Source organism: Prolixibacteraceae bacterium (genome assembly GCA_019720755.1).
Taxonomy (GTDB): domain Bacteria; phylum Bacteroidota; class Bacteroidia; order Bacteroidales; family Prolixibacteraceae; genus Halosquirtibacter; species Halosquirtibacter laminarini.
On the sequence record CP081303.1, the window covers coordinates 1,227,644 to 1,250,041 of the forward strand.

Annotated in this window: 12 protein-coding genes; 11 read left to right on the forward strand and 1 reads right to left on the reverse strand. The window is 36.4% G+C overall.

Features of this window, described 5'->3' with window-relative positions; all coding sequences use genetic code 11:
• The first annotated feature begins 449 nt into the window (after positions 1-449).
• From K4L44_05120 to K4L44_05160, 9 genes are all read left to right on the forward strand, one after another.
• Entirely contained in the window at positions 450-989 is a 540-nt protein-coding gene (locus K4L44_05120; protein QZE15218.1) for an RNA polymerase sigma-70 factor, read from the forward strand.
• Positions 990-1,099: 110 nt separating this feature from the next.
• Positions 1,100-2,014 carry a FecR domain-containing protein gene (locus K4L44_05125; GenBank protein ID QZE15219.1) on the forward strand — a complete coding sequence of 305 codons (915 nt, stop codon included), beginning with the start codon at positions 1,100-1,102 and terminating at the stop codon, positions 2,012-2,014.
• 66 nt (positions 2,015-2,080) lie between these two features.
• Positions 2,081-5,536 (forward strand): TonB-dependent receptor, encoded by a 3,456-nt coding sequence (locus K4L44_05130; GenBank protein ID QZE15220.1) that lies wholly within the window; start codon positions 2,081-2,083, stop codon positions 5,534-5,536.
• 12 nt (positions 5,537-5,548) lie between these two features.
• Complete coding sequence (locus K4L44_05135) at positions 5,549-7,057, forward strand: RagB/SusD family nutrient uptake outer membrane protein (GenBank protein ID QZE15221.1); 1,509 nt, start codon at positions 5,549-5,551, stop codon at positions 7,055-7,057.
• A 136-nt stretch (positions 7,058-7,193) separates the two neighbouring features.
• Positions 7,194-10,328, forward strand: a complete 3,135-nt coding sequence (locus tag K4L44_05140; protein ID QZE15222.1) for a DUF4981 domain-containing protein — start codon at positions 7,194-7,196, stop codon at positions 10,326-10,328.
• 185 nt (positions 10,329-10,513) lie between these two features.
• Complete coding sequence (locus K4L44_05145; protein ID QZE15223.1) at positions 10,514-12,325, forward strand: hypothetical protein; 1,812 nt, start codon at positions 10,514-10,516, stop codon at positions 12,323-12,325.
• 280 nt (positions 12,326-12,605) lie between these two features.
• Complete coding sequence (locus tag K4L44_05150; GenBank protein QZE15224.1) at positions 12,606-13,241, forward strand: Crp/Fnr family transcriptional regulator; 636 nt, start codon at positions 12,606-12,608, stop codon at positions 13,239-13,241.
• Positions 13,242-13,884: 643 nt separating this feature from the next.
• Positions 13,885-15,354: a sulfatase-like hydrolase/transferase gene (locus tag K4L44_05155; GenBank protein QZE15225.1), complete on the forward strand. Its 1,470-nt coding sequence runs from the start codon at positions 13,885-13,887 to the stop codon at positions 15,352-15,354.
• Between the two features lie 15 nt (positions 15,355-15,369).
• The gene (locus K4L44_05160; GenBank protein ID QZE15226.1) at positions 15,370-16,905 is read left to right on the forward strand and encodes an alpha-L-fucosidase; all 1,536 of its coding nucleotides are present in this window, start codon (positions 15,370-15,372) and stop codon (positions 16,903-16,905) included.
• 538 nt (positions 16,906-17,443) lie between these two features.
• On the opposite strand, the gene K4L44_05165 is transcribed toward K4L44_05160, so the two are convergent.
• Entirely contained in the window at positions 17,444-17,551 is a 108-nt protein-coding gene (locus tag K4L44_05165) for a hypothetical protein (protein QZE15952.1), read from the reverse strand.
• Between the two features lie 429 nt (positions 17,552-17,980).
• Between K4L44_05165 and K4L44_05170 the strand changes: the two genes are divergently transcribed.
• Together K4L44_05170 and K4L44_05175 are read left to right on the forward strand one after the other, a co-directional pair.
• Complete coding sequence (locus K4L44_05170; GenBank protein QZE15227.1) at positions 17,981-18,838, forward strand: T9SS type A sorting domain-containing protein; 858 nt, start codon at positions 17,981-17,983, stop codon at positions 18,836-18,838.
• A gap of 478 nt (positions 18,839-19,316) precedes the next feature.
• Positions 19,317-21,284, forward strand: a complete 1,968-nt coding sequence (locus tag K4L44_05175; protein ID QZE15228.1) for a family 20 glycosylhydrolase — start codon at positions 19,317-19,319, stop codon at positions 21,282-21,284.
• Positions 21,285-22,398: the final 1,114 nt, after the last annotated feature.

Below are 22,398 nucleotides of genomic sequence, written 5' to 3' on the forward strand. Positions count from 1 at the left end.
TAATATAACAATATACAAATAGTTTTTTATCATAGATTAATCTTTGATTTCATAATAACTGTGAAATAAGTGTTTAATATATGTAAAAAAAGAAATAATTTTGGTGATATCTACAATAAATGTTATTATGCTATTTTGTTGCATCACAGACTGTTCTCTTTGGAAGCTTCTGATTGAATGTAATGTGGAGTTTCTTTTGTTAAATTTATTAAAATAATATTTGTTAGTGTAATTTATTTTCTATTTCGTTATCTTTAATTCTAATTTATGTAACACTTTTCATCTTGAGGGATACTTGTTTTCAAAGTATAACAGGAGGATATTGTATCTTTTGTGTATAAAAATTAAAAAAACACCACTAACAATAACAACTGACTATAAAAAATGAAGTATCTCTCATTTCAAGAATTGCTGCGATGAAGAATACTTGAGACTAAAATCTAAAATATATGGATTCATCCGATTCAATAGTACTTGGCCTTCTGTCTATGGGTTCAGAGAAAGCGCTAAGTAAAATTATCATGAGATATAATGATGACCTTTTTCGATATGCCTTCTCTATTGTAAAAGATCGGGAGATGGCAGAAGAGGTTGTTAGTGATGTATTTATTCAACTTTGGAATCAAAAACGTCGTATTAAAGAGATATTACATCTGAAACGTTATTTGGTTACTTCTATACGTAATCGTGCTTTATCTGCTTTGTCAAAACAAAAGTTAGAGCTCTGTTCGGAAGAGGAGGTACATGTATTTCCTACTTATAGTGATTTCCGAACTCTTGAGGATGATGTAATATCTAAAGAGTTTTATGAATTTGTAATGAATCAAATAGAAGGCCTTCCTGATCGATGTAAAGAGGTCCTTGTTATGGCAAAAATAACGGGTTTAAAACAAGCAGAGATCGCAGAAATTCTTTCCATATCGCCAAAGACCGTAGAAAATACACTTTCACGTGCATTGAAAAAATTGCATGAAATGGTTGGTTCATAGTAAGTTGGATATGTGTAAATATTGTTTTGGAAATAAAAATTTAAAAAAAGTGGCATAGAGTAGGGGGATTTATCTCTTTTTCGAGTCTATGTTTATAGCCAATGTAATTTATGAAGAATAACTACTACATACTGAAAGCAAAATCCATATTGGGAACGCTGACAGAGAAGGAACAAAAGATATTAAGTCAGTTGGACCAAGAAGATTGTTCTCGGTTGGAAGATCGTCTTGTTGCAATGAAAAAGGGAAAGAGTAATTCTAAGAAGGTTGAGCAACTAGTAATGAATAAGATCTCTTCGAAAGGAAATCGATCATTACTCTCTGTTTGGTTTGTTGCAGCTTCTATTGTGGTTCTTTTGGGAATATGGCAGACTTTATTGATGTTGAATGGAACTACTGTTTGTAGGACCTATTCCAACAAAGGAGATTCTCCGAAGAGTTTGGTGTTGTCTGACCGAACAGAGGTGACATTGAATAAAGGAGCTGTGTTAGATATCTTAAGTGATTTTTCAGGAGTCCGAAAAGTGGCATTGCGAGGAGAGGCAATCTTTCATGTATCACATGACGAAAAACGTCCTTTTATTGTCAAAGGAGATTTGGGATCTGTGAAAGTATTGGGGACCACCTTTGTGGTAGATAATACTAGTGATGAGTTGAAAACCACATTGATAGAGGGATCGGTGGCATTTCAAACTAATGTTGGAGAGGTGATTTTAAAGCCCAACCAACAAGCTGTGTTTTCGGATTCGCAGCAAAAAATTAATGTCGTTTCTGTTCGAGGTGATTTGTCCACTTCATGGAGTGATGGAAAGATATGTTTTCAAAACGTTTCTCTGTCATCTGTTCTAGCGCGAATAGCAAAGGAGAAGGATGTAAAGATATATATAAAAAGTAGAGAAAAAGCTTTGATGAAAGTTTCAGGTGAGTTTGAAGTGAAAAGCTCATTAGAATCAATGCTTTATGCATTGACTAAAGTGACTAAATCAACATACAAGAAGGATGGAGATAGCTATGTGATTGAGTGATCATCTCTTGACACATGATCGAGATCTACTCCTTCGGTTTATCTAATATCTAAAAATTAAGTGTTTATGATTCCGATGTTTAAACAAGGAGCAAATATGGATAGATCCGTAAAAGGATATTCATCTATGTCTCGATTGTGCTTAATGTTATTGGCACTTTTACTCTTCCAGAATGTTTATGGATTTACTGATCCTCAAAGAGAGTTGAGTTCTGGAGATACTTCTCAAACCATTACGCTCGCATTTAATGGTGTGAAGCTGTCGAAAGTGTTGTCTGTTCTACAAGAAAGAACATCCATGCGTATTATCTACTCAAAAGAGGACGTGACATCTTATCAAGATGTGTCTGTACATTGCAATACCGTAGATTTGGATCAAGTGATGTCTGAGGTGTTAGATAATACAACGCTTGATTATGAATTGACCTCTAATCAGGTTCTTATATTCCAAAAAAATAAAAATCCTCAAATAACAAACAGTGTTGTTTCCCAAGACAACAAAAAAATTATAAAAGGTACTGTAGTCGACGAGAAAGGAATGCCTATTCCTGGAGCAACTGTTTCTGTACCAAATAGTGACAGAGGTGTTATCACCGATCCAAATGGTAATTACTCTTTGAACGTGGCAGATGCAAAACAGTTGTTGTTTTCATTTATTGGATATAAACCGCAAACGATTGCGATTAATGGTCGTTCTACCATTCGCATTACCCTAATTGAAGATCTTAAGAATTTGGATGAGGTAGTCATTGTGGCTTATGGTGTTCAAAAGAAATCGGATTTGACTGGAGCAGTTTCTTCTGTGAAGTCTGAAGATATGGAGAAAGTGGCTGTCTCTACTCCTGCAGAGTCGTTGCAAGGACGTGTGTCTGGGGTGACTGTGTCTCGATCAAGTGGTGCTCCAGGTGCTTCTATGAAGGTGAGAGTTCGTGGTGTCGCTTCTTTTGGTGGAAATACTCCTCTCTATATTATTGATGGCGTGGAAGGCGATATCAATACTGTGAATCCTGACGATGTTGCTTCTATGGAGGTGTTAAAAGATGCATCTTCTGCTGCAATTTATGGTTCGCGTGCTGCGAATGGAGTAGTGATTATCACAACCAAACAAGGGGATGTAGGTAAGTTGCGAGTTAATTTTTCTGCATATGCTGGTCCACAATCTGTTGCTAAGAGACTTCCATTGATGACCAATACGGCCGATTGGATGAAAGTGAATGGTGCTGCTTTTGACAATACAATACAAAATGCAAAGGATTATAATGCGAACAAACCAAAGGATGCGAAACCAATTCCTGTTCCTACTCCTGGTGCTTGGTTGAGTGATAAAGCGTTATTGAATACCAATACAGATTGGCAAGATGAGATGTATCGAGCAGGTATGATGCAAAACTATAACGTGAACTTTAATGGGGGTACAAAAGATGTAAAATACCTTTTCTCTATGGGGTATTTTGATCAAGAAGGTATTGTTGTGGGAACAGACTACAACAAGATTAGTGCTCGTATGAAGATGGATATGACTATTGGCATGTTGAAAATAACTCCTAATATTTCTATCACTCAAGACAACTATAATAATATGACCACCTCCATAGGTCGTATTAATAAAATTACTCCTTTTGCTCCTGTATATGATTCTTCAAAACCAAGTGGATATGGCTATTCAGACTATACTACTGCAACTGAGAGCAACCCTTATGGGGAGCAGATGTTGAACGAGTCGAAATCAAAATATACAGATATCAATACAAACTTGATGTTGTCTTTAGAACCAGTAAAAAATCTATTTGTTAAATTAAATACTGGTTATCGTAATAACTTCTATACTGGAAGAACGCATAACCCATCTTACCAGATAAATCCAAAGGACAAAGTTTCTTTTCCTGTTAACAGTGAATCTTCTACATATTTTAACCAATATTTGGTAGAACCAACGGTCTCTTATCATCTAGATTTTGATAAACATAGTGTGGATCTGTTGGGAGGTATGAGTGCACAAAGCCAATATTACAGAAATCATGGGGTATCTGTTGAGGGAAAAGACCCTAAAGGAAATCCTGCAGGTTTTCCTGATCAAGATTTCAATACTATTAATGCTGGTAAAGGTGGAACATTTAGTGGATCTGGTACGGAGTATACCTTCAATCGTTCCTCTATATTTGGCCGTTTTAACTATAGTTATGATAGCAAATACCTTTTCCAAGCAACAATTCGTAGAGATGGGACATCGAAATTTTCTGATGACTATCGTTATGGTGTTTTCCCTTCTTTCTCTGCAGGATGGAATGTCCATCGTGAGTCTTTCTGGGAGCCTATCGGGCAATTGGTTAGTCGTTTAAAGTTAAGAGCTAGCTGGGGTAAGTTAGGAAGTGATGAGAATCTTTCAAACTATTTTTATCAAGGTTTAATGAAAGCGGGCTATGCTTATGAACTTGGTGGTGTCTTGAATCAAGGTGCATATCCTGCGGGAATGTATATTTCAGATTATCGCTGGGAGGAATCTGTGGATACCAACTTTGGTGCGGACTTTGGTCTATTTGAAAATAGTTTGTTCGGTTCTGTGAACTATTTTACTAGTACTCGTAAAGATATTTTAGTGAGTCAGCCTCTTCCTATTTCGAGTGGAATGTCCTCTCAAATGATGAATATTGGGGAGATGAAGAATTATGGTTGGGAACTTGAATTGGGATATCGTAGTAGTGGCGATCATGATTTTACATGGGATGCTACAGCGACTTTCTCTACAATTAAAAACGAAGTGATAAGCCTTGGTGATGGCGTGAAGAAGCAGGAGGGTAGCAATATCGAGTATAAGATGCCTGTTGTTTGGACTGAAGTTGGTGGCTCGGTAGGGTCTTTATATACTTATAAGACAGATGGTCTTTTCCAAAATGAAGCGGAGGTAATTGCACATAGTAAAGAGGGTAACTTGATTCAACCGAATGCCAAACCTGGAGATGTTCGTTTTGTCGATGTAAACGATGATGGAGTGATTAATAGTAATGATGTGACTTCAACAGGATCTGCACTCCCAGATTTTGAGTTTGGCCTTAGTTTGAATATGGCTTATAAGGGATTCGATTTGAATATTTTTATGAATGGTCGTAAAGGAAATAAGATCTTCAATAGAGCCAAATATTTGGGTGAGTCTATGGTTGGTAACTTCAACTATTGGGATACTACCCTTGATTTCTGGACCCCAGAGAATACAGATACAGATATGCCTCGTCCTGTTCAGGATGATACTAAAAACTCAAGAATGTCTGATCGTTTTATTGAAGATGGTTCGTATTTGCGCTTGAAATCATTACAACTAGGATACTCTTTCTCTAATAGCGTTCTTGAGTCGTTGCATATGGAGAAACTTAGAGTCTATCTAAGCGGACAAAATCTTTTTACTATCACAGACTACTCAGGATATGATCCTGCTGTAGACAATAGTAAAATTTGGAATATGGGAGTGGATTATGGTTCATATCCTAGCTCAAGAACATATTTAATGGGAGTTCAAATTAGTTTCTAAGAAGGTAATATCATGAAAAAATTATTATATACATTCATCGCATTTAGCGTATTTTTGTCGAGCTGTTCTGACTCTTTCCTTGATCAGAAGTCTCCAGACACTTTGACTTTTGATAACTATTGGAAAGATGCTAGTGCTGCAAGAAAAGTATTAGTGAGTTGTTATTCTGAATTGACTTTCTCGAGTTGGACATGGGGAGAACGATCTTTTATCCCACAAAACTATAAAGGAGATGACATTTCGATGCTTCCTGGTTCAAGTGATTGGGCTCCTTTGAAGACTATAGGAAATTTTGAGTATGATTCATCCAATGAAACAATCTATTATTTGTGGAAGAAGTCTTATAGCTGTATTCGCTATGCCAATGATGTGATTGCACGTTTGCCTAACATTCCTAGTTCTGCTATTACAGACGAGGAGAGAAATCAGATGATGAGTGAAGCATATTTCCTTCGTGGATATGCTCACATGCTTCTAAATTTACAGTTTACGAATATAATTCTTCGCGATAAACCTATTGCGTCGGAGAATATGATTCAATCTGTTTCTTCTAAAGAAGAGGCTTGGAATTTTATCATCAAAGATCTTACCGAAGCAACAAAGTATCTTCCTGTATCTTGGAATGATGATAATACTGGTAGAGCAACCAAAGGTGCTGCTTATGGATTCTTAGGTAAGGCGTATCTTTTCCAAAAGAATTATACAGAAGCAATCAAGGCGTTTAAAGAGGTGATGAAGTTAGACTATACACTCGTGGATGATTTTGAAGGATTATTCAATGGAACCAATGAGAATTCAAAAGAGGTTCTTTTTGCTATTAACTATACGATCGCTTCTACTGGAGGTATGTCTTCTTATGCTTCTCAATCTTCTTTTATGGCTACTTCTTGTCTTAAAGGTTGGAATATGTGTCGCCCTAGTCAATATCTTATCGACACCTACCTTGAGGAAGATGCTACTGATGGTGAATATGACAAGCGTCTTTTGGCAACAATATGTTTCGATGATCCTAAAGGTAAAAGTACTTTGTGGGGTAAGCCATGGAGTGGTTATTGGAAACCAAAGTCGAAAAAGGATCCTACTATTGTCCCTGAAGTGATGTTTAAAAAATTTCTTGATACTTCCGAAGCCATTAGTAATGGTCATTCAGGTGTTGATGTACCAATTCTTAGATATGCAGATATCCTTTTGATGTATGCAGAGTCTTTAAACGAGAGTGGGGGTTCGACAACAGAGATTCAATCTTCATTGAATAGAGTGAGAACAAGAGCTGGTTTATCGAATTTCACGAAATCAAACCAATCAGAGTTGCGCAAAGAGATTCGTCGTCAGCGTCTTCTAGAGTTTCCTGCAGAAGGAATTAGATTCCCTGACTTGGTGAGATATGGAAATGTAAAACAAATATTGACGGATCATGGTCATGCATATGCAAGCTTGTATGCTCCTAAGTGTGATTACTATCCAATCCCATCGTATGAGGTGTCTCAAAACCCTAAGATTGAACCTACAAAAGGTTATTAAGATATAGTTGTTGTTAATAGAGTTTAAAAGAGGAATTCATCGTGGTTTTAGTACTTTGAATTCCTCTTTTTCTTTTCGTATTGGGATCCGGTAATATTAGAATGAATAGATTGTTGTAGAATGAATTATGAATAATATGAAAAGTTTATTTCAAGTACTTCTTGGATTTTGTTTTTTAAGTTCCACGTTGACATTTGCTGAAGAGACTCCTGATTGGGAAAACCCTCTTTGTATTGGGCGCAATAAAGAGAGACCCCATGCAGCGTTTATACCTTATGTAACTTCTAAACCTTCGCCTTGGATTGAGGATCGTTACAATAGTGGCTTGATACAGTCACTTAATGGTATATGGAAATTTCATTATGTGGATCGTCCTAGTGATCGACCTAATAATTTTTATCAAGAGAATTATGATGTCTCTTCATGGAAAGAGATTCAGGTGCCTGGGAATTGGGAGATGCAAGGTTTTGGTACTGCAATCTATACCGATGTGGCTTATCCTTTTCCTGCCAATCCTCCTCACATTCCTCATGACTACAATCCTGTTGGCTCTTATCGCCGTAGTTTCGATATTCCTAACAACTGGAAGGGAAAGACTATATTTATCCATTTTGGAGGGGTGAAGTCGGCTTGTTATCTTTGGGTGAATGGAAAGAAAGTGGGATATAGTCAAGGAAGTAAAACTCCAGCGGAATTTGATATAACCTCTTTGCTTCGTAGTAAAAACAATCACGTATCTCTCGAAGTATATCGCTATAGCGACGGTGCTTATTTAGAAGACCAAGATTACTGGAAGGTGAGTGGAATAGAGAGAGATGTCTTCTTGGTAGCTCGTGAGAAAGAGCATGTGCGTGATTTCAAAATAGAGGCTACCTTAGATTCTGCATATAGGGATGGAGTGTTGGATGCTCTACTCTATTGGAATGCACCTGTGAAGAAAAAACATCATCTAACTTTTGTATTGATGGCTCCCAATGGGGAGAAAATTGTTCGTAGAAATGTGATAGTTCAGAAGCGCGATTCTGTTTCACGTTTTTCTGTAGTAATTCCCAACGTAAAGCAATGGAATGCAGAGACTCCAACACTTTATCGATTGTTGGTGATAGATCAAGACCGAAAAAGAAGAGTTCAAGAATCTTTTTCTAAAAATATTGGTTTTAGAACTGTTGAGATTAAACATGGAACACTTCGTGTGAATAATGTGCCTATTCTTATCAAAGGAGTAAATCGTCATGAACATGATCCTAAGAACTGTAGAACTATCTCAGTGGAGAGTATTGTGCAGGACATACGTATTATGAAACAACACAATATTAATGCTATTCGCTGTTCTCACTACCCAAACAGAGAGGAGTTCTATGATCTGTGTGATAAATATGGAATGTATGTGGTGGATGAGGCCAATATTGAGTCGCATGGTATGGGTTATGATAAAGATAAAACTTTGGCTTGTAAACCGGAGTGGGAAAAGGCGCATATGGATAGAACACAAAGAATGTTTTATCGAGACCGCACCCATCCATCGATCATTATTTGGTCTCTTGGTAATGAAGCTGGTTTTGGACCGAACTTCGAAAAGACATACCAGTGGCTAAAAGCTCATGACAAGACGCGTCCAGTGCAGTATGAACAGAGTGGTTATAATGAATTTACCGATATTGTGGTGCCTATGTATGCACGACCTTATCATCTAAAGGCTCATGTGAACCATCTACGTAAAAGACCTTATATTATGTGTGAGTATGCTCATGCCATGGGAAATAGTGTGGGTAACTTAAAAGATTATTGGGACTTAATTTATAAATATGATCAGTTGCAAGGTGGTTTTATTTGGGATTGGGTAGACCAAACAATTGCTCTAAAGGATTCTCTAAAAAGACCTTTCTGGGGTTATGGGGGCGACTTAGGTTTTGTGGGTGTACCGAATGACTCAAATTTCTGTGCCAATGGTCTTGTTGCAGCAGATAGATCTTTGCATCCTCATATTAAAGAGGTGAAGAAAATATATCAAAATATTCATTTCGAACCACTTCCTCTATCTTCTAATTGTTTTAGGGTTACCAATCGTTTTGATTTTATCAAGACAGAAGGATTACAATTTCGTTGGTTTATTGAAGGAGATGGAGAGGTGGTCTCGAATGGCATAATAGATATCAATCCGATTGCTGCACATCAAAGTGTCGAAGTGGAGATTCCTATATCTAATATTACAATAAAACCCGCAACACACTATTTTGTTACTTTGGAAGCAGTAACGAAACATGAAGCACCGATGATTCCCAAAGGCTCCCGTATCGCATGGGATCAGTTTGAATTGCCATGGTTTAAACAAGCAAAAGAAGTTGCACCACAAGGAGAACCTTTGTCGGTTCAGAAGCGTGATGGTGTGATTACTATCTCTAATAAGCTTTCAAAATGGTCCTTTGATCTAAAAACAGGAGAATGGCTGTCTTGGAGTGATCATGATATTGCATTAATTGAGAAGGGGTATCATCCAAACTTTTGGCGTCCTGTGACGGATAATGATAAGGGCAATGGCCTTCCTCAAAGATGTGATACATGGAAACATGCTTCTGAAAAGATGACACTGAAGGATATGGATATTCAGAAGAAAAGTTGGGGTTACCTGGTAATAGCTCAATATGATATGATAGCGCAAAGTGTCGAATATACCATAAGCTATAGGTTAATGACATATGGTGATACGGAGATTCAAGTTCGTTTCGATGCAAATGGTGAACATTTGCCTGAAATCCCCCGTTTGGGAGGATATATTATGATGGATTCTTCTTTCTCTAATATGACATGGTTGGGGAGAGGACCATACGAGAGCTATTGTGATCGGAAAAGTAGTGCTGCTTTTGGTCTTTATCATGCAAATGCAAAGAGTGATTTTCATCGATATGTGAGACCTCAAGAGACTGCCAATAAGAGTGATCTAATTTGGTTCGCTCTTACGGATGATCAGGGAAAAGGGGTATTGATGCTTTCTAAGAATCAACGTATGAATGCTTCTGCTTGGCCTTTCTCTATGAATGCATTAATGGAGAATGAAGATGGTACATTCAAACATGGAGGCTCGATTTCTTTGGAGAAAAGTATCTGGTGGAATATCGACTTTAAGCAAATGGGTGTAGGTGGAGATAATACTTGGGGTGCTTATACTCACTCTGAATACGCTATACCATACAAAAATTATCAATATGATTTTGTATTGCGTCCTGTACGTAATGCACTTTTATCTCAGTCGAAAAAATGTTACGAAAAATAGTTATGTCGAATAAAAATATAGGATTAGGCGCTCTTTTGATAGCTCTAATAATGGTTTTTTTCGCTTGTGAAAGGACAAGTGTATCGGACAAGAGAGTATATAAATTGTCCAATTTTGATAATCTGTTAGAAATCAATTATACCCCTACACAGAGATTTGATATAAAACATACATTGTTTTCTGATATGGGTGCATGGCATGCTTATACTGTCCCCGAAAATAGTGAATATTATGGAGGATTTAGTGGACCGATGATGGCTTCGCTCTTTGGTGAGTGGATTTCCCCCTGTTTCGCCCAATGGTCTTTGTGGGAAGATGGCAAACGTTTTGATTGGAACATGGCCGTGAGGAGAGTCTCTTATCTTCCTGGATCAATAACCCAATACTATGTGATTCGTGGAATTGAAGTAGAGCAGAAGTTGCTGTTTACCGACAAGAGATCGTCTATGATTCGTACTGTAATCACTAATTCGGGTAAAGTGAACAGAAAACTTTCATTTCAGTTAGAAGGGGTTCTATGGTCAAGTGAGAATAAAATAACATCACCCTCTGCAGGGGTGGTTAACGTAACTATTCCTAAACATAACGCTACATTATTGCAGCGTGTGACTCCTTTACCTAATAAGACGAAAGTCGTATCGAAAGATTCTAGCTATGTGATGCGTTGGGATGCTTGTGATATTGCTCCAAAAGGCTCCGTTGTGTTGGATATAGAACATCAATATTGTTTTAAAACCGATAATGAGACTTTGTCTAACAGTGACTTTGTGACTGCAGAAAAAGCAAATACGAGTCGTTGGCAAGGATATTTGGATCACTATTTTCAAAGTACCGCTCCATTACTAAACGATTCAAGGTATGCTCGTGTTGCTGCTAAAGCGATTGTAACGATGGTGACGAACTACCGAAGTGAAGCAGGGGATCTAAAACATCCAGGTACTTTCCCTTCGTTATCTTATCATGGTTTCTATGGTTTTTGGAGTTGGGATAGTTGGAAGCATGCTGTGGCTTACGCTTATTTTGCACCAGAGATGGCGAAAAACAACTTACGATCTATGTTCGATTATCAAGATCGTCATGGAATGGTTGCCGATTGCATCTATATGAACGCCAAGGAAAATAATTGGAGAGATACGAAGCCTCCACTAGCATCTTGGGCAGTAGTGAAGATCTTTGAGGCAACGAAGGATAGTGCTTTTGTCAGAGAAATACTACCTAAGCTTGAAAGGTATCATCAATGGTGGTATGATAATCGTGATCATGATAAGAATGGTCTTTGTGAATATGGATCTACTGATGGGAGTCGGATTGCTGCAGCATGGGAAAGTGGTATGGATAATGCCGTTCGCTTTGATCATGCAAAAATGATTAAGAATAATGAGGTTGCTTGGTCACTTGACCAAGAATCAGTTGACTTAAATAGTTATCTCTATTATGATGCATGTATGATACAGAAACTACACCATTCTATCGGAGATTCTATTTCTGGCATAAAAGATAATCAGGAGTCTCTTAAGAAGATGATTCAAAATAAAATGTTTGGTGATGAGCATGGTTTCTTCTTTGATATTGATATGTATAAAAAAACAAGGATTGAAACGATGGGGCCTGAAGGATGGATTCCTTTATGGACTAAAGTGGCTACAAAGGAACAAGCTAGGTCTATCGTAAGGAATGTGATGGATACTTGTCGATTCAATACTTTTGTCCCTTTCCCTACATTAGATGCATCCCATCCTAAGTTTAACCCACTCGAGGGATATTGGCGTGGTCCAGTATGGCTTGATCAAGCCTATTTTGCAATCAAAGGAATGCGCAATTATGGATATAATAAAGAAGCCAATAGGATGACTTGTAAAATATTGGATCATTGTCAAGGACTTTTACAACAATCACCTATACATGAAAATTATCACCCTATTACTGGTGAAGGATTAAATGCAATAGGCTTTAGTTGGTCGTCGGCACATCTTTTAATGATGCTTAGAGAAGAGTAGTGATTTAACATATCCCCTTTAATTACCAGAAGGTCGTGCTGTAATGGTACGACCTTTCTTTAAATGAGAACCTTTTGTGTTTAGGTTCTTTATTGATTGTATGGAATCATTTTATTTTCGTTTGATAAGATTATCTTTTGGGGTTTTGTTGATACTTGTCTCTTTTCATTTTCTGTCTGTTAATATTAAATTCCGTAGGAATAATGTTTTTTTATATCTTTGACTATATTGAATCCGATGACCTCGGTGTAGTACAATCACTTTTATTGAAAGATTACTGATGAAGATTAGACCAGAGTTGATACAAAAGAGATTTCCTATTCTTGAACTCGAACTGTGTGAAGAGATTTCGGAATTAGGGGACTGGAAAGAGATCTCTAAAGGAGAGATGATGATTCAAGAAGATAAGTACATTAAGCGATTCCCAATGGTATTAGATGGAGTGCTTCGTATCTATCGTACAGATAATGATGGTCGAGAGTCCTTGCTGTACTATCTAACCAAAGGAGAAGTCTGTTTGATGGCTTTAACTTGTTGTATGGAACATCAAGTTTCTAATGTGAATATCATTGCGGAAGAGGACACTGATGTGATAGCCATTCCCGTAAATTATCTAGATGAGTGGATCGTGAAGTATGAGTCGTGGAAGATTTTTATTCTTCAGTCTTATAAATCACATTTTGATGGTCTTTTAGAAACAATAGATAGTCTTGCGTTTAAAAAAATGGATGAGAGACTGCTACTTTTTTTTAAGGAGTATCAACGTTCTACTAGCAAGAACTATTACAAAGGAACACATGGTGATATTGCTTCCTCTTTAACTACTTCTCGTGAGGTTGTCTCTCGTATATTGAAAGCACTCGAAAAAGAGGATAAGGTGATGTTATCTCGCAATAGAGTAGATTTCCTTTTTTAATAAAATGGACCTATAGGAACCTATCTCTTTCCTTTTTAATATAGGCGTTCATTAATATAATTTCCATTTAAGAAGCAATACTGTTTATCCTCGATTTCAGTATTGCTTTTTTTACTTCCACATAGACCTTCCCACTAATTCGTTTTATGGGAACTCTTTTAAAGAATCCATATTTGTATATAATCCTTTTCCGTTTTTAGTTGCCTACTTTGAGTTGTGATTTATATAACGCATATCACTAAAATGTATTTTATGCTAATATTATGTGAAGTATGTTCTGTCCTATTATATATCACCAAATTTAATTACTTATCTTAGTTGTTTCTTTTTGTATTGGATTGATATATAGATCTATGTGTTTTGCTATTTTCGCCTGTTGTCATACCTTATTCTGCACCAGATGGTGTTATATAGCATGTTGATTTTAATGACAGTGTTTGAATATTATTTGTGGGTGTATTTGGTTGGTATTCAGTTGTTTGTTTTGTGCTGTTTTTCTGTTGATTGATTCTGTCTCTTTTTTTGATAGATATTTGTTACTAATTGTGATCAATAGTAATTATTAAGTATCTGATATAAGATAATTTTGAGTGTAACTGTTTCGATAAGTACATGTTATCGAATGAAGATCAATGAAACGACTATGACCTGTCTGACGAAAATATCAAGTACTGCGTTAGGTGCAATGTTAGCACTTACTGTAAATGCTAAAAAGAGTGATAGACCCAATATCATATTTATTTTATTAGATGATATGGGGAAGGAGTGGGTGGAAAACTTTGGTGCTGATGATATAAAAACGCCCAATATTGATAAGCTTGCTAATAGTGGTATCAAATTTACCAACACTTACTCTATGCCTCAATGTACACCAAGTAGAGTAACTCTTCTTACAGGACAGTATCCTTTCAATCACGGTTGGGTAAACCATTACGATGTGCCGAGATGGGGGCATGGTGTTCATTTTGACGTATCAAAAAATCCATCTTACGCAAAAAGTCTTACACAAGCAGGTTATAAAACTTGTGCTGCTGGTAAGTGGCAATTGAATGATTTTCGTTTAGAGCCCGATGCAATGGTCGATGTAGGTTTTCAGGAATACTGTATGTGGACCGGAGCCGAAGGGGGAGGCGATTTGATAAAGACAGGACAGCGCTATTGGAATCCATATATCCACACAAAAAAAGGAAGTAAGACCTATAAGGACAAATTTGGAGAAGATGTATTCTCCGATTTTATCATTGATTTCATGGCAAAAAATAAGAAAGAGCCTATGATGGTTTATTATCCAATGTGCCTTCCTCATGGCCCATTGACTACGACTCCATTGGAACCAGATGCTCCCAAAAAAGAGAAACATAAGGCGATGGTTCGGTATGCGGATCATATCCTTGGTAAGATTGTAAATGCAGTGGATAGTCTTGGTCTAAGAGAAAATACCATCATATTTTGGACTACAGATAATGGTACTTCTGGAAATATCATTGGACACATTCATGGTAGACCAGTGAGAGGCGGTAAAACATGTCTCTCTGAGAACGGGATTAATGCACCTTTGATTGTAAGTGCTCCTGGAATGATCAAGCCTAATCAGGTGAGTGATGAGCTGATAGATTTTACGGATATGATGCCTACTTTTTGTGATTTAGCTGGAGCTTCAATGGATCGTAATTATTCGTATGACGGCTACTCTTTTGCTCCTATATTAAAAGGTGAAACATCAGAGACAGAGAGAGAGTGGATCGTGGCATTAGGTTCTCATGGAGGGTATTTCGAACAGGATCGTGTAGTAAACTCATATGAATATAGAGACCGAGCAATAAGAAATAAACGATACAAGGCTTATGTAGATACTACAGGCCATATTTATGAGATAGTAGACTTAAAAAGTGATTTCTACGAGCATTGTAATTTGATAAACAGTGGAGATCCAGAGATTATCTCGACGATAAAGACATTTCAATCAATCGTAGATAAGTTTCCTAAGAAAGACCATACCCCGAATTATGTGAAGCTAAAAGATAGTTATTACGATATTCCTGCAAATAGGATGTATAATATGTGTCAAAAGTCGAAGAAAAGACCGAATAAAAGCAAACTACCAATTAAATAAAATCAAAATATCCATATGATTCAATCTATTAAAATGTTTGGACTGTCGGTTTTGTTATCCGTCTCTTTACTTGCGATGGCCTCTGAAAAAGCGGAGCAACAAGAAAAAGTCCACTTTAAACCTACGATAAAATCTTTAGAGCAGTACCAGTGTCCTGAGTGGTTTAGAGATGCTAAATTAGGAATATATATGCACTGGGGAGTTTATTCTGTAGCCGAGCAGGGAGAGTGGTATGCACGCAAAATGTACATGGAAGGTACGAAAGAGTATGAGCATCATGTAAAGACTTATGGGCATCCCTCTGAATTTGGTTATAAGGACTTTATTCCGATGTGGAAAGCGGAAAAGTTTGATCCAGACAAGTTAGTGGCACTATTTAAGAAAGCTGGAGCCAAATATTTTTCACCATGTGCTGTTCACCATGATAACTTTGACTTGTGGAACTCAAAATATCACAAGTATAATGCGGTCAATATGGGCCCCAAGAAGGACTTAATTGGTATGTGGAAAAAAGCCACTTTAAAGCATGGATTGCGCTTTGGTGTGACTACCCATCTATCAAGAAGTTATAGTTGGTTCAATACAAATAAACTAGCCGATACAAAAGGACCAAAAAAAGGAGTTCGTTATGATGGTGCGGATCCTAAATATACTGATTTCTATTTTGAAGATCATAAAGATATACATCCTCGTGCTCCTGAGAATGCACCAAAAAAATGGCGCAAGCAGTGGGAGCGTAGAATTAAGGATCTAATCGATAACTACGATCCCGATATTTTATATTTTGATTGTGCAATTCCATTTAGGGGAGACGATCAAGGAAAGACGGGAATGAAGGTTCTTTCTCACCTATATAACCATTCACAAGATATCCACCAAGGAAAGCAGGAGGCTGTGATGTGTATCAAGGAGCGTCCTTGGCAAGGGGTTTTTTACCCAGGAGTAGCCACACTCGATTTTGAAAGAGGGAAAGCAAATCATATTCTTTCTGATCCTTGGCAGACTGATGATTCTATTGGTCCTTGGGGGTACAAAAAAGGTGCTACATACATGACTCCTAATATGGTGATTGATAAGTTGATTGATATTGTGAGTAAAAATGGAAATATGTTGCTGAATGTGCCAATAAAAGCAGATGGAACTTTAGATAGCCAAACCACAAATATCCTTGAGAAGATGGGAGAGTGGATGTCTATTAATGGAGAAGCCATCTTCGGTACTCGTCCTTGGTATATGTTTGGTGAAGGACCTACCAATGAAATTCATCATCGTGCACAAAAGTCGCCTTTCACCAAAAAAGATATTCGATACACCAAAAAAGAAAATACTCTCTATGCTTTTATTATGGATTGGCCAGGGAATAATAAGGTGGTGAAATTTCCTCACTTAACAAAAGCCAATTTGCGTATCAAACCGATAAAGAGTATCCAAATGCTTGGATGCGACCAAAACATTCATTGGTCTCAAGAAGGGGATGCTCTCATGGTCACTATGCCTTCTGCTAAGCCTTGTGATAATGCATTTTGTGTAAAAATTGAATTTAAAAAATAATATTTTTTGTGTAAAGAGGTCTTAATGACTGCTTTGTTTAATAACCTTGATGTTTAGAGACTCAAGATTTTGTTTTTTTTATAATTAAGTATCTAACTATTAAAAATGTAATTATGAATAAATTATTACTTATTTCGTTGATCACCCTTTGTTGTTTTAGTAGCATGGCTCAAAAGTCAAAGGGAAATCTTATTAATAATCCTTCATTTGAAAAGTCGCAACCTTCAAAGTTGAATAAAGGAGGTTGGAAGTTTAAAAAAGCTCCTAAATGGCAAGCAGTAGTCTCTGTGGTTACAGATAAGAGCTTTATTACAGATGGGAAACAGTCTATATCTTGTAAGATTAATGCAAAAGGAGGTAAGGATAGATTTCAGCAAGTAGCTGTAGGTCGCATTTTGAACGCACAGTTGTTTGATGTAACCAAAGATTATGAGTTGAAATTTGATCTAGGAACAGATGGTGAGGCAAAATATGAAGTATTTATTGCTTGTAATTCTAAAAGTTCAAAATCTAAAAAGATATTGGTGTCTTTAAAAGATCAGAAGAGTATGCCTGGAAAAATGAGTCCAATGGTATTCAAATTAGAGATATCTAAACTTGGAATTGATTCATCTGATCTGAAAAATGTGGCATTATGGATTCGTATGGGTTCAGGTAGTAATGCTGGAAAAACATTCTATTTCGACAATTTTAACCTTTACGCGATTTAAAGATTACCACTTTCGAGAAGAAGCCTTTGTGGGTGTTTTTAGATTGATTGTAATAACATTCACAATACTTCTTTATTAAAGTGTGAGAATAACCCATTACAGTGTTTGTTCATAAGGTGAATAATAATTCGAATATTGCTTCATCTCTTATGATATTAGCTGTTTTGCACAGATTAAAACTGTCTAATAGTATAATTCCATTTACTGGGATGAATAAAAAAAATGAACAAAAGAGGTGATATTCTCTTTGTGAACAAGTCCTGTACTTATTGCTATATTTCTTTTAAATAAACCAAAAGTTTAAAGACTGCTTAATTAGTTTTTCCAATTTTTTAAGTTTTCTTTAACACCAATACTATTAACTTATGAATAAATTTTTACTTTTTTCATTAATCGCTTTATGCGGTTTTAGTACAAAGGCTCAAGAGCCTAAAGAGAATAATAATTTAATTTTGAATCCATCTTTTGAAGAGACAGTACGGACCAGTATGACTCATGGAGGATGGAAACTTCGTAGGGCAACTGGTTGGAAGGCTGATCTTTCGATTGTATCTGACAAAAAATATGTGACACATGGTGCACAAGGTTTATCTTATAAAGTGACCACGAAAGGAACCAAAAATATAACACATCAAATAGCTTTAGGTCGACAATTTAAGCCTGAGTTATTCGATGTTACAAAAGATTATGATTTACAGTTTGATATGGGTACAGATGTGGAAGCAACCTATGAAATTGGAATTGTATATCATCTTTTTAGTAAAAGGCCTGCATTAAGTATCGTGGTACTAAAAGATCAAAAAAGTGTTCCTGGAAAAATGACTACGATGAAATTCAAAGTAGAACTTTCTAAACTTGGAATTGATCCTGCTGATTTTAAAGATGTGGAGATATGGATACGCATGGCTTTCGATAGTAATATTGGTAAGACATTCTATTTCGATAATTTCTATTTTTATACTGGTAGCTTCCCTACTGCAGTACAAGATTATTGGAAAAGTGAATTGAAAGTATATCCTAATCCAACATCAGAGCTTCTTTATCTTCAGTCGGAATCTCCAATTCAAAATGTAGAGGTTTTCAATATTTTGGGAACAAAAGTAATGTCGGTAGATCATTATCAAGAAGCTGGGATGAATATCTCTTCTCTTGATAAAGGTCAATATTTTCTAAGAGCCAAAACAGCAAAAGGTACAGTCTCTCATAAATTTATAGTAAAATAATATCCTTATCCCCCTTTATTGATTATAAAAAGAACACACCCGTTTGGGGCATCGATATTGATTCTTCTTTTCGGCAGATTGAAAACTTTCTATTCGTTTTTGCTCTTATGCCTACTCTTTTCTTGATATTTTTTAAGGAGAGTAGCAATCTGCTGGGGAATTTTTCTTATCGTCCTAATTTTGAATGTATCTCCTACGGTCTCACCCTTTTACCGTAGGAGGGACTTCTTTTATCTTTTAAAAATCGTGGGATCAAGATCCGTTGTATCCACGCTTCATTCCATCCCTTCACTTTTTAGGAATAAAATCGTTATGAATTACAGAATAGGATTTCTTCTTTTATGCTAAAAATAAATATATTAAGTGATTCTATCTAATGATTTTAGCTATATGGCAAAGTATTGAATATCTATAGTGTTTGTAATATGTTGAATAATACTTATCTTCATAGAAATTAAACTGATAAATATTATTCACAATGAAGAAACTTTTTCTGTTGAGCACATTATTATGTTGCTCACTGTTTATCTATGCACAACAATATCCTGGAGTGATCCCAACGCCTCAATCGTGTTCATTTGTGCATGTGGTTAAACCACTTTCTCTAGAGAACTATTGTTTCATTAATGAGTCGGATCAGAAGTTAGATCCTCTTTTTACTGTTTTTGCACAAGAGATGACAGATGTTGCCAATGCAAAAGTGAGTAAAAAAGGAACAGAGATCATTTTCCGCTCTGCCAAAGACGAACAACTGAAAGAAGGTGCATATAATCTAACTGTCGGCAAACAGGTGATTATTGAGTCTGATAGCTATGAGGGTTTTTTGTATGGTTCTCGTTCATTACTCCAATTGTTATCATCTAATAGCAACCATCATCAAGTTCCTCAAGGGACAATTATTGATGCCCCTGCTTATGGAAAAAGATGTTTAATGATCGATGTGGCTCGTAAGTTTGTTCCGATGAATGAGCTAAAGGATTATATCCGTACCATGGCATGGTTTAAGATGAATGAACTACACCTTCACTTAAGTGACAACTCTTGGGGTGGATATCCTGCTTATCGTCTACCTAGCGAAAAGTATCCCGAATTGACATCAAAAGATGGTCACTATTCATGGGAAGAGATCCGTGATCTTCAGGATTTTGCCAAAATATATGCCATTACGATTACTCCTGAGATCGATGCTCCTGGACACTCTCTTGCCTTTACTCAAATCAGACCAGATCTTAAAAGTCCTCTTATTGGGGAGAAATATCTTGACATCCTCAATCCAAATACCATTCCTTTTGTACAATCTATTATTGATGAAGTATTGCCTCATTTCGATGCACCAGATTTCCATATCGGAACCGATGAGTATCGTATACATGCAATCAAAGACAAAGAGCTTAGAACTAAAATTGGAGAGGCATTTCGTAACTATATAAACACCATGTCTGCTTATGTACAATCCAAAGGAAAAGGTTGTAGAATATGGTCAGGATATGAGCATATGCCTGGTGAAACTGAAGTTTCTAACAAAACAATTATAGATATGTGGGAGACTAGTGATGCTAAGAATAAATTGGATCAAGGATATACATTCCTTAACTCATCTCACTACTACACCTATATCGTTCCTGGAGCACCTTATTATGGCGTGAGCGATCCTTTTGTTTATAATACTTGGTCGCCTTTAATGTTTGGCCCAAAATCAGAAAGTATTTTAGACCACAATACACCACAACTTCTTGGTGGTAAACTTCACGTATGGAACGACTTTGGTCCTACTGGCTATACTACTGAGGAGATTGCTCGTTTAACCCTCCCTTCTTTGGCTGTATTCTCTCAAAAGCTATGGGGTACTTCTGCTACTCACACCTACAAGAACTTCTGTGTACTAAGAGATGAGCTACTTGATATTCCTGAGAGTCATCTAATGGATAGAGAAAAACAAGCACCTCGTTTGGTTGTAGCGTCTTCTAAAGTAACCCTTGATGGTAAGGGGGCAAAACAGATGGCAAAAGATGCTAAAAATATTACTTATCCTTGGACTCTTGAGATGGAGATCTATCCTACCACATCGTCATTAGATAGTACAACTATTCTTTCATCTCGTTTAGCTGGTCTCTATACGAATCTTAAGCACACTTATAAGGTGAAGAAAAAGAAGGTTGAAAAAGAGGGAATCGCTCTTGTGCGCGCGAATCAAAACTATTTCCATCACCCTCTAGACTCTCATCGTCCAGATGTTTTGGTTTTTGAATATAAGATACAACCTAATAAATGGAATAAGATAAAAGTGGTTGGAGAAAGAAAGAAGACAACGCTTTATGTCGATGGAAAAGAGATCGGAACCTATCGTATCCAAACAGTATGTCCTGTCGAGAAGTTCGGATCAGATGTTCAACAAAGTTTTACAGGTAATTTGAAGAATGTTAAAGTGTACAACTATGTAAAATAGTAGTGTTGCTATAACGAAATAGAATCAATTTCTTATTAAATCATAAAGACGAAATCTCTTCGTCTTTGTGATCTTTTTTTGTCTAAATGTTTTATAATTAATGCTTTTCGCATACTCATTTCTTTGTCGTTTAAGGCAATGTGTGTGCTTCGACTGGTGGTCCCTCTGCCCTTCGACAAGCTCAGGGACCATCATGTAGAAGGGAGTTTATTGAAGGGCATCGAGATTATAAGAGACTTCTGTATATAGCAAATTAATAATCATCAACTTTTCGTAAAAGTAAATCACCACTATTACTGACAGAAGTTCCCTTGATCCATCATGAGGATCTGCTATATAAACACAGTATAGGGAAGATTATTGAGCAGATTCAAAGATGCCTGTTCCTTACATGTCGTTGTTTGGATTATATTGCCTTTGCTCCTAATATAGCTACTATTAGATGGTTGTTTGAAAGTAACTTTATTCATGCTTTATTCACGGTTTGTTCATGCTTTACCCATCAAATCGATGGAGAATCGGTGGACAAACCATGGAGGAAGGATGGACAAACCATGGACAAAGTACGGTTCAATCCATATTCACCCCATGTACAATTAGCTTACAGGACACTGTTCATAAAAGTGTGTAAGTTCTATTGAGGTATATTTCAAACTAAATTCACACTATCTTCCAATAGATCTTTTCATTGTTTTACAATCATTCTTGTAATCGGCTTTTTGATAAACAATTGACTTTACTTCAATCTTAGTCTAGAAGCGCATCATTTCAAAAGACTATACGTGTTTTTTCTATGGAGGGTGTGCTATTTGTTCTTGAAACGTAACATCTTAGTAATAGTTAAAAATTATCTGAGATGATTTGTATATTATTCTCAATAAATCAGGGGGATATTGAACACTACTTTTAACAAAAAAAGGGAATAAACTATTATAGATCTTTTTATCAGTGTCCCACATGTAGCGTTGATTAAGGGACTGTTTTGATTAAATAATATTAAAATGACCCTTTTATGTGTTATGCTAATTTATAATATTCTTTATAGTTGTGTCCATAAAAGTTACATCCATGTTAGACTATAATATTTGTGTGATAAATGTAACAACGTTGTGTA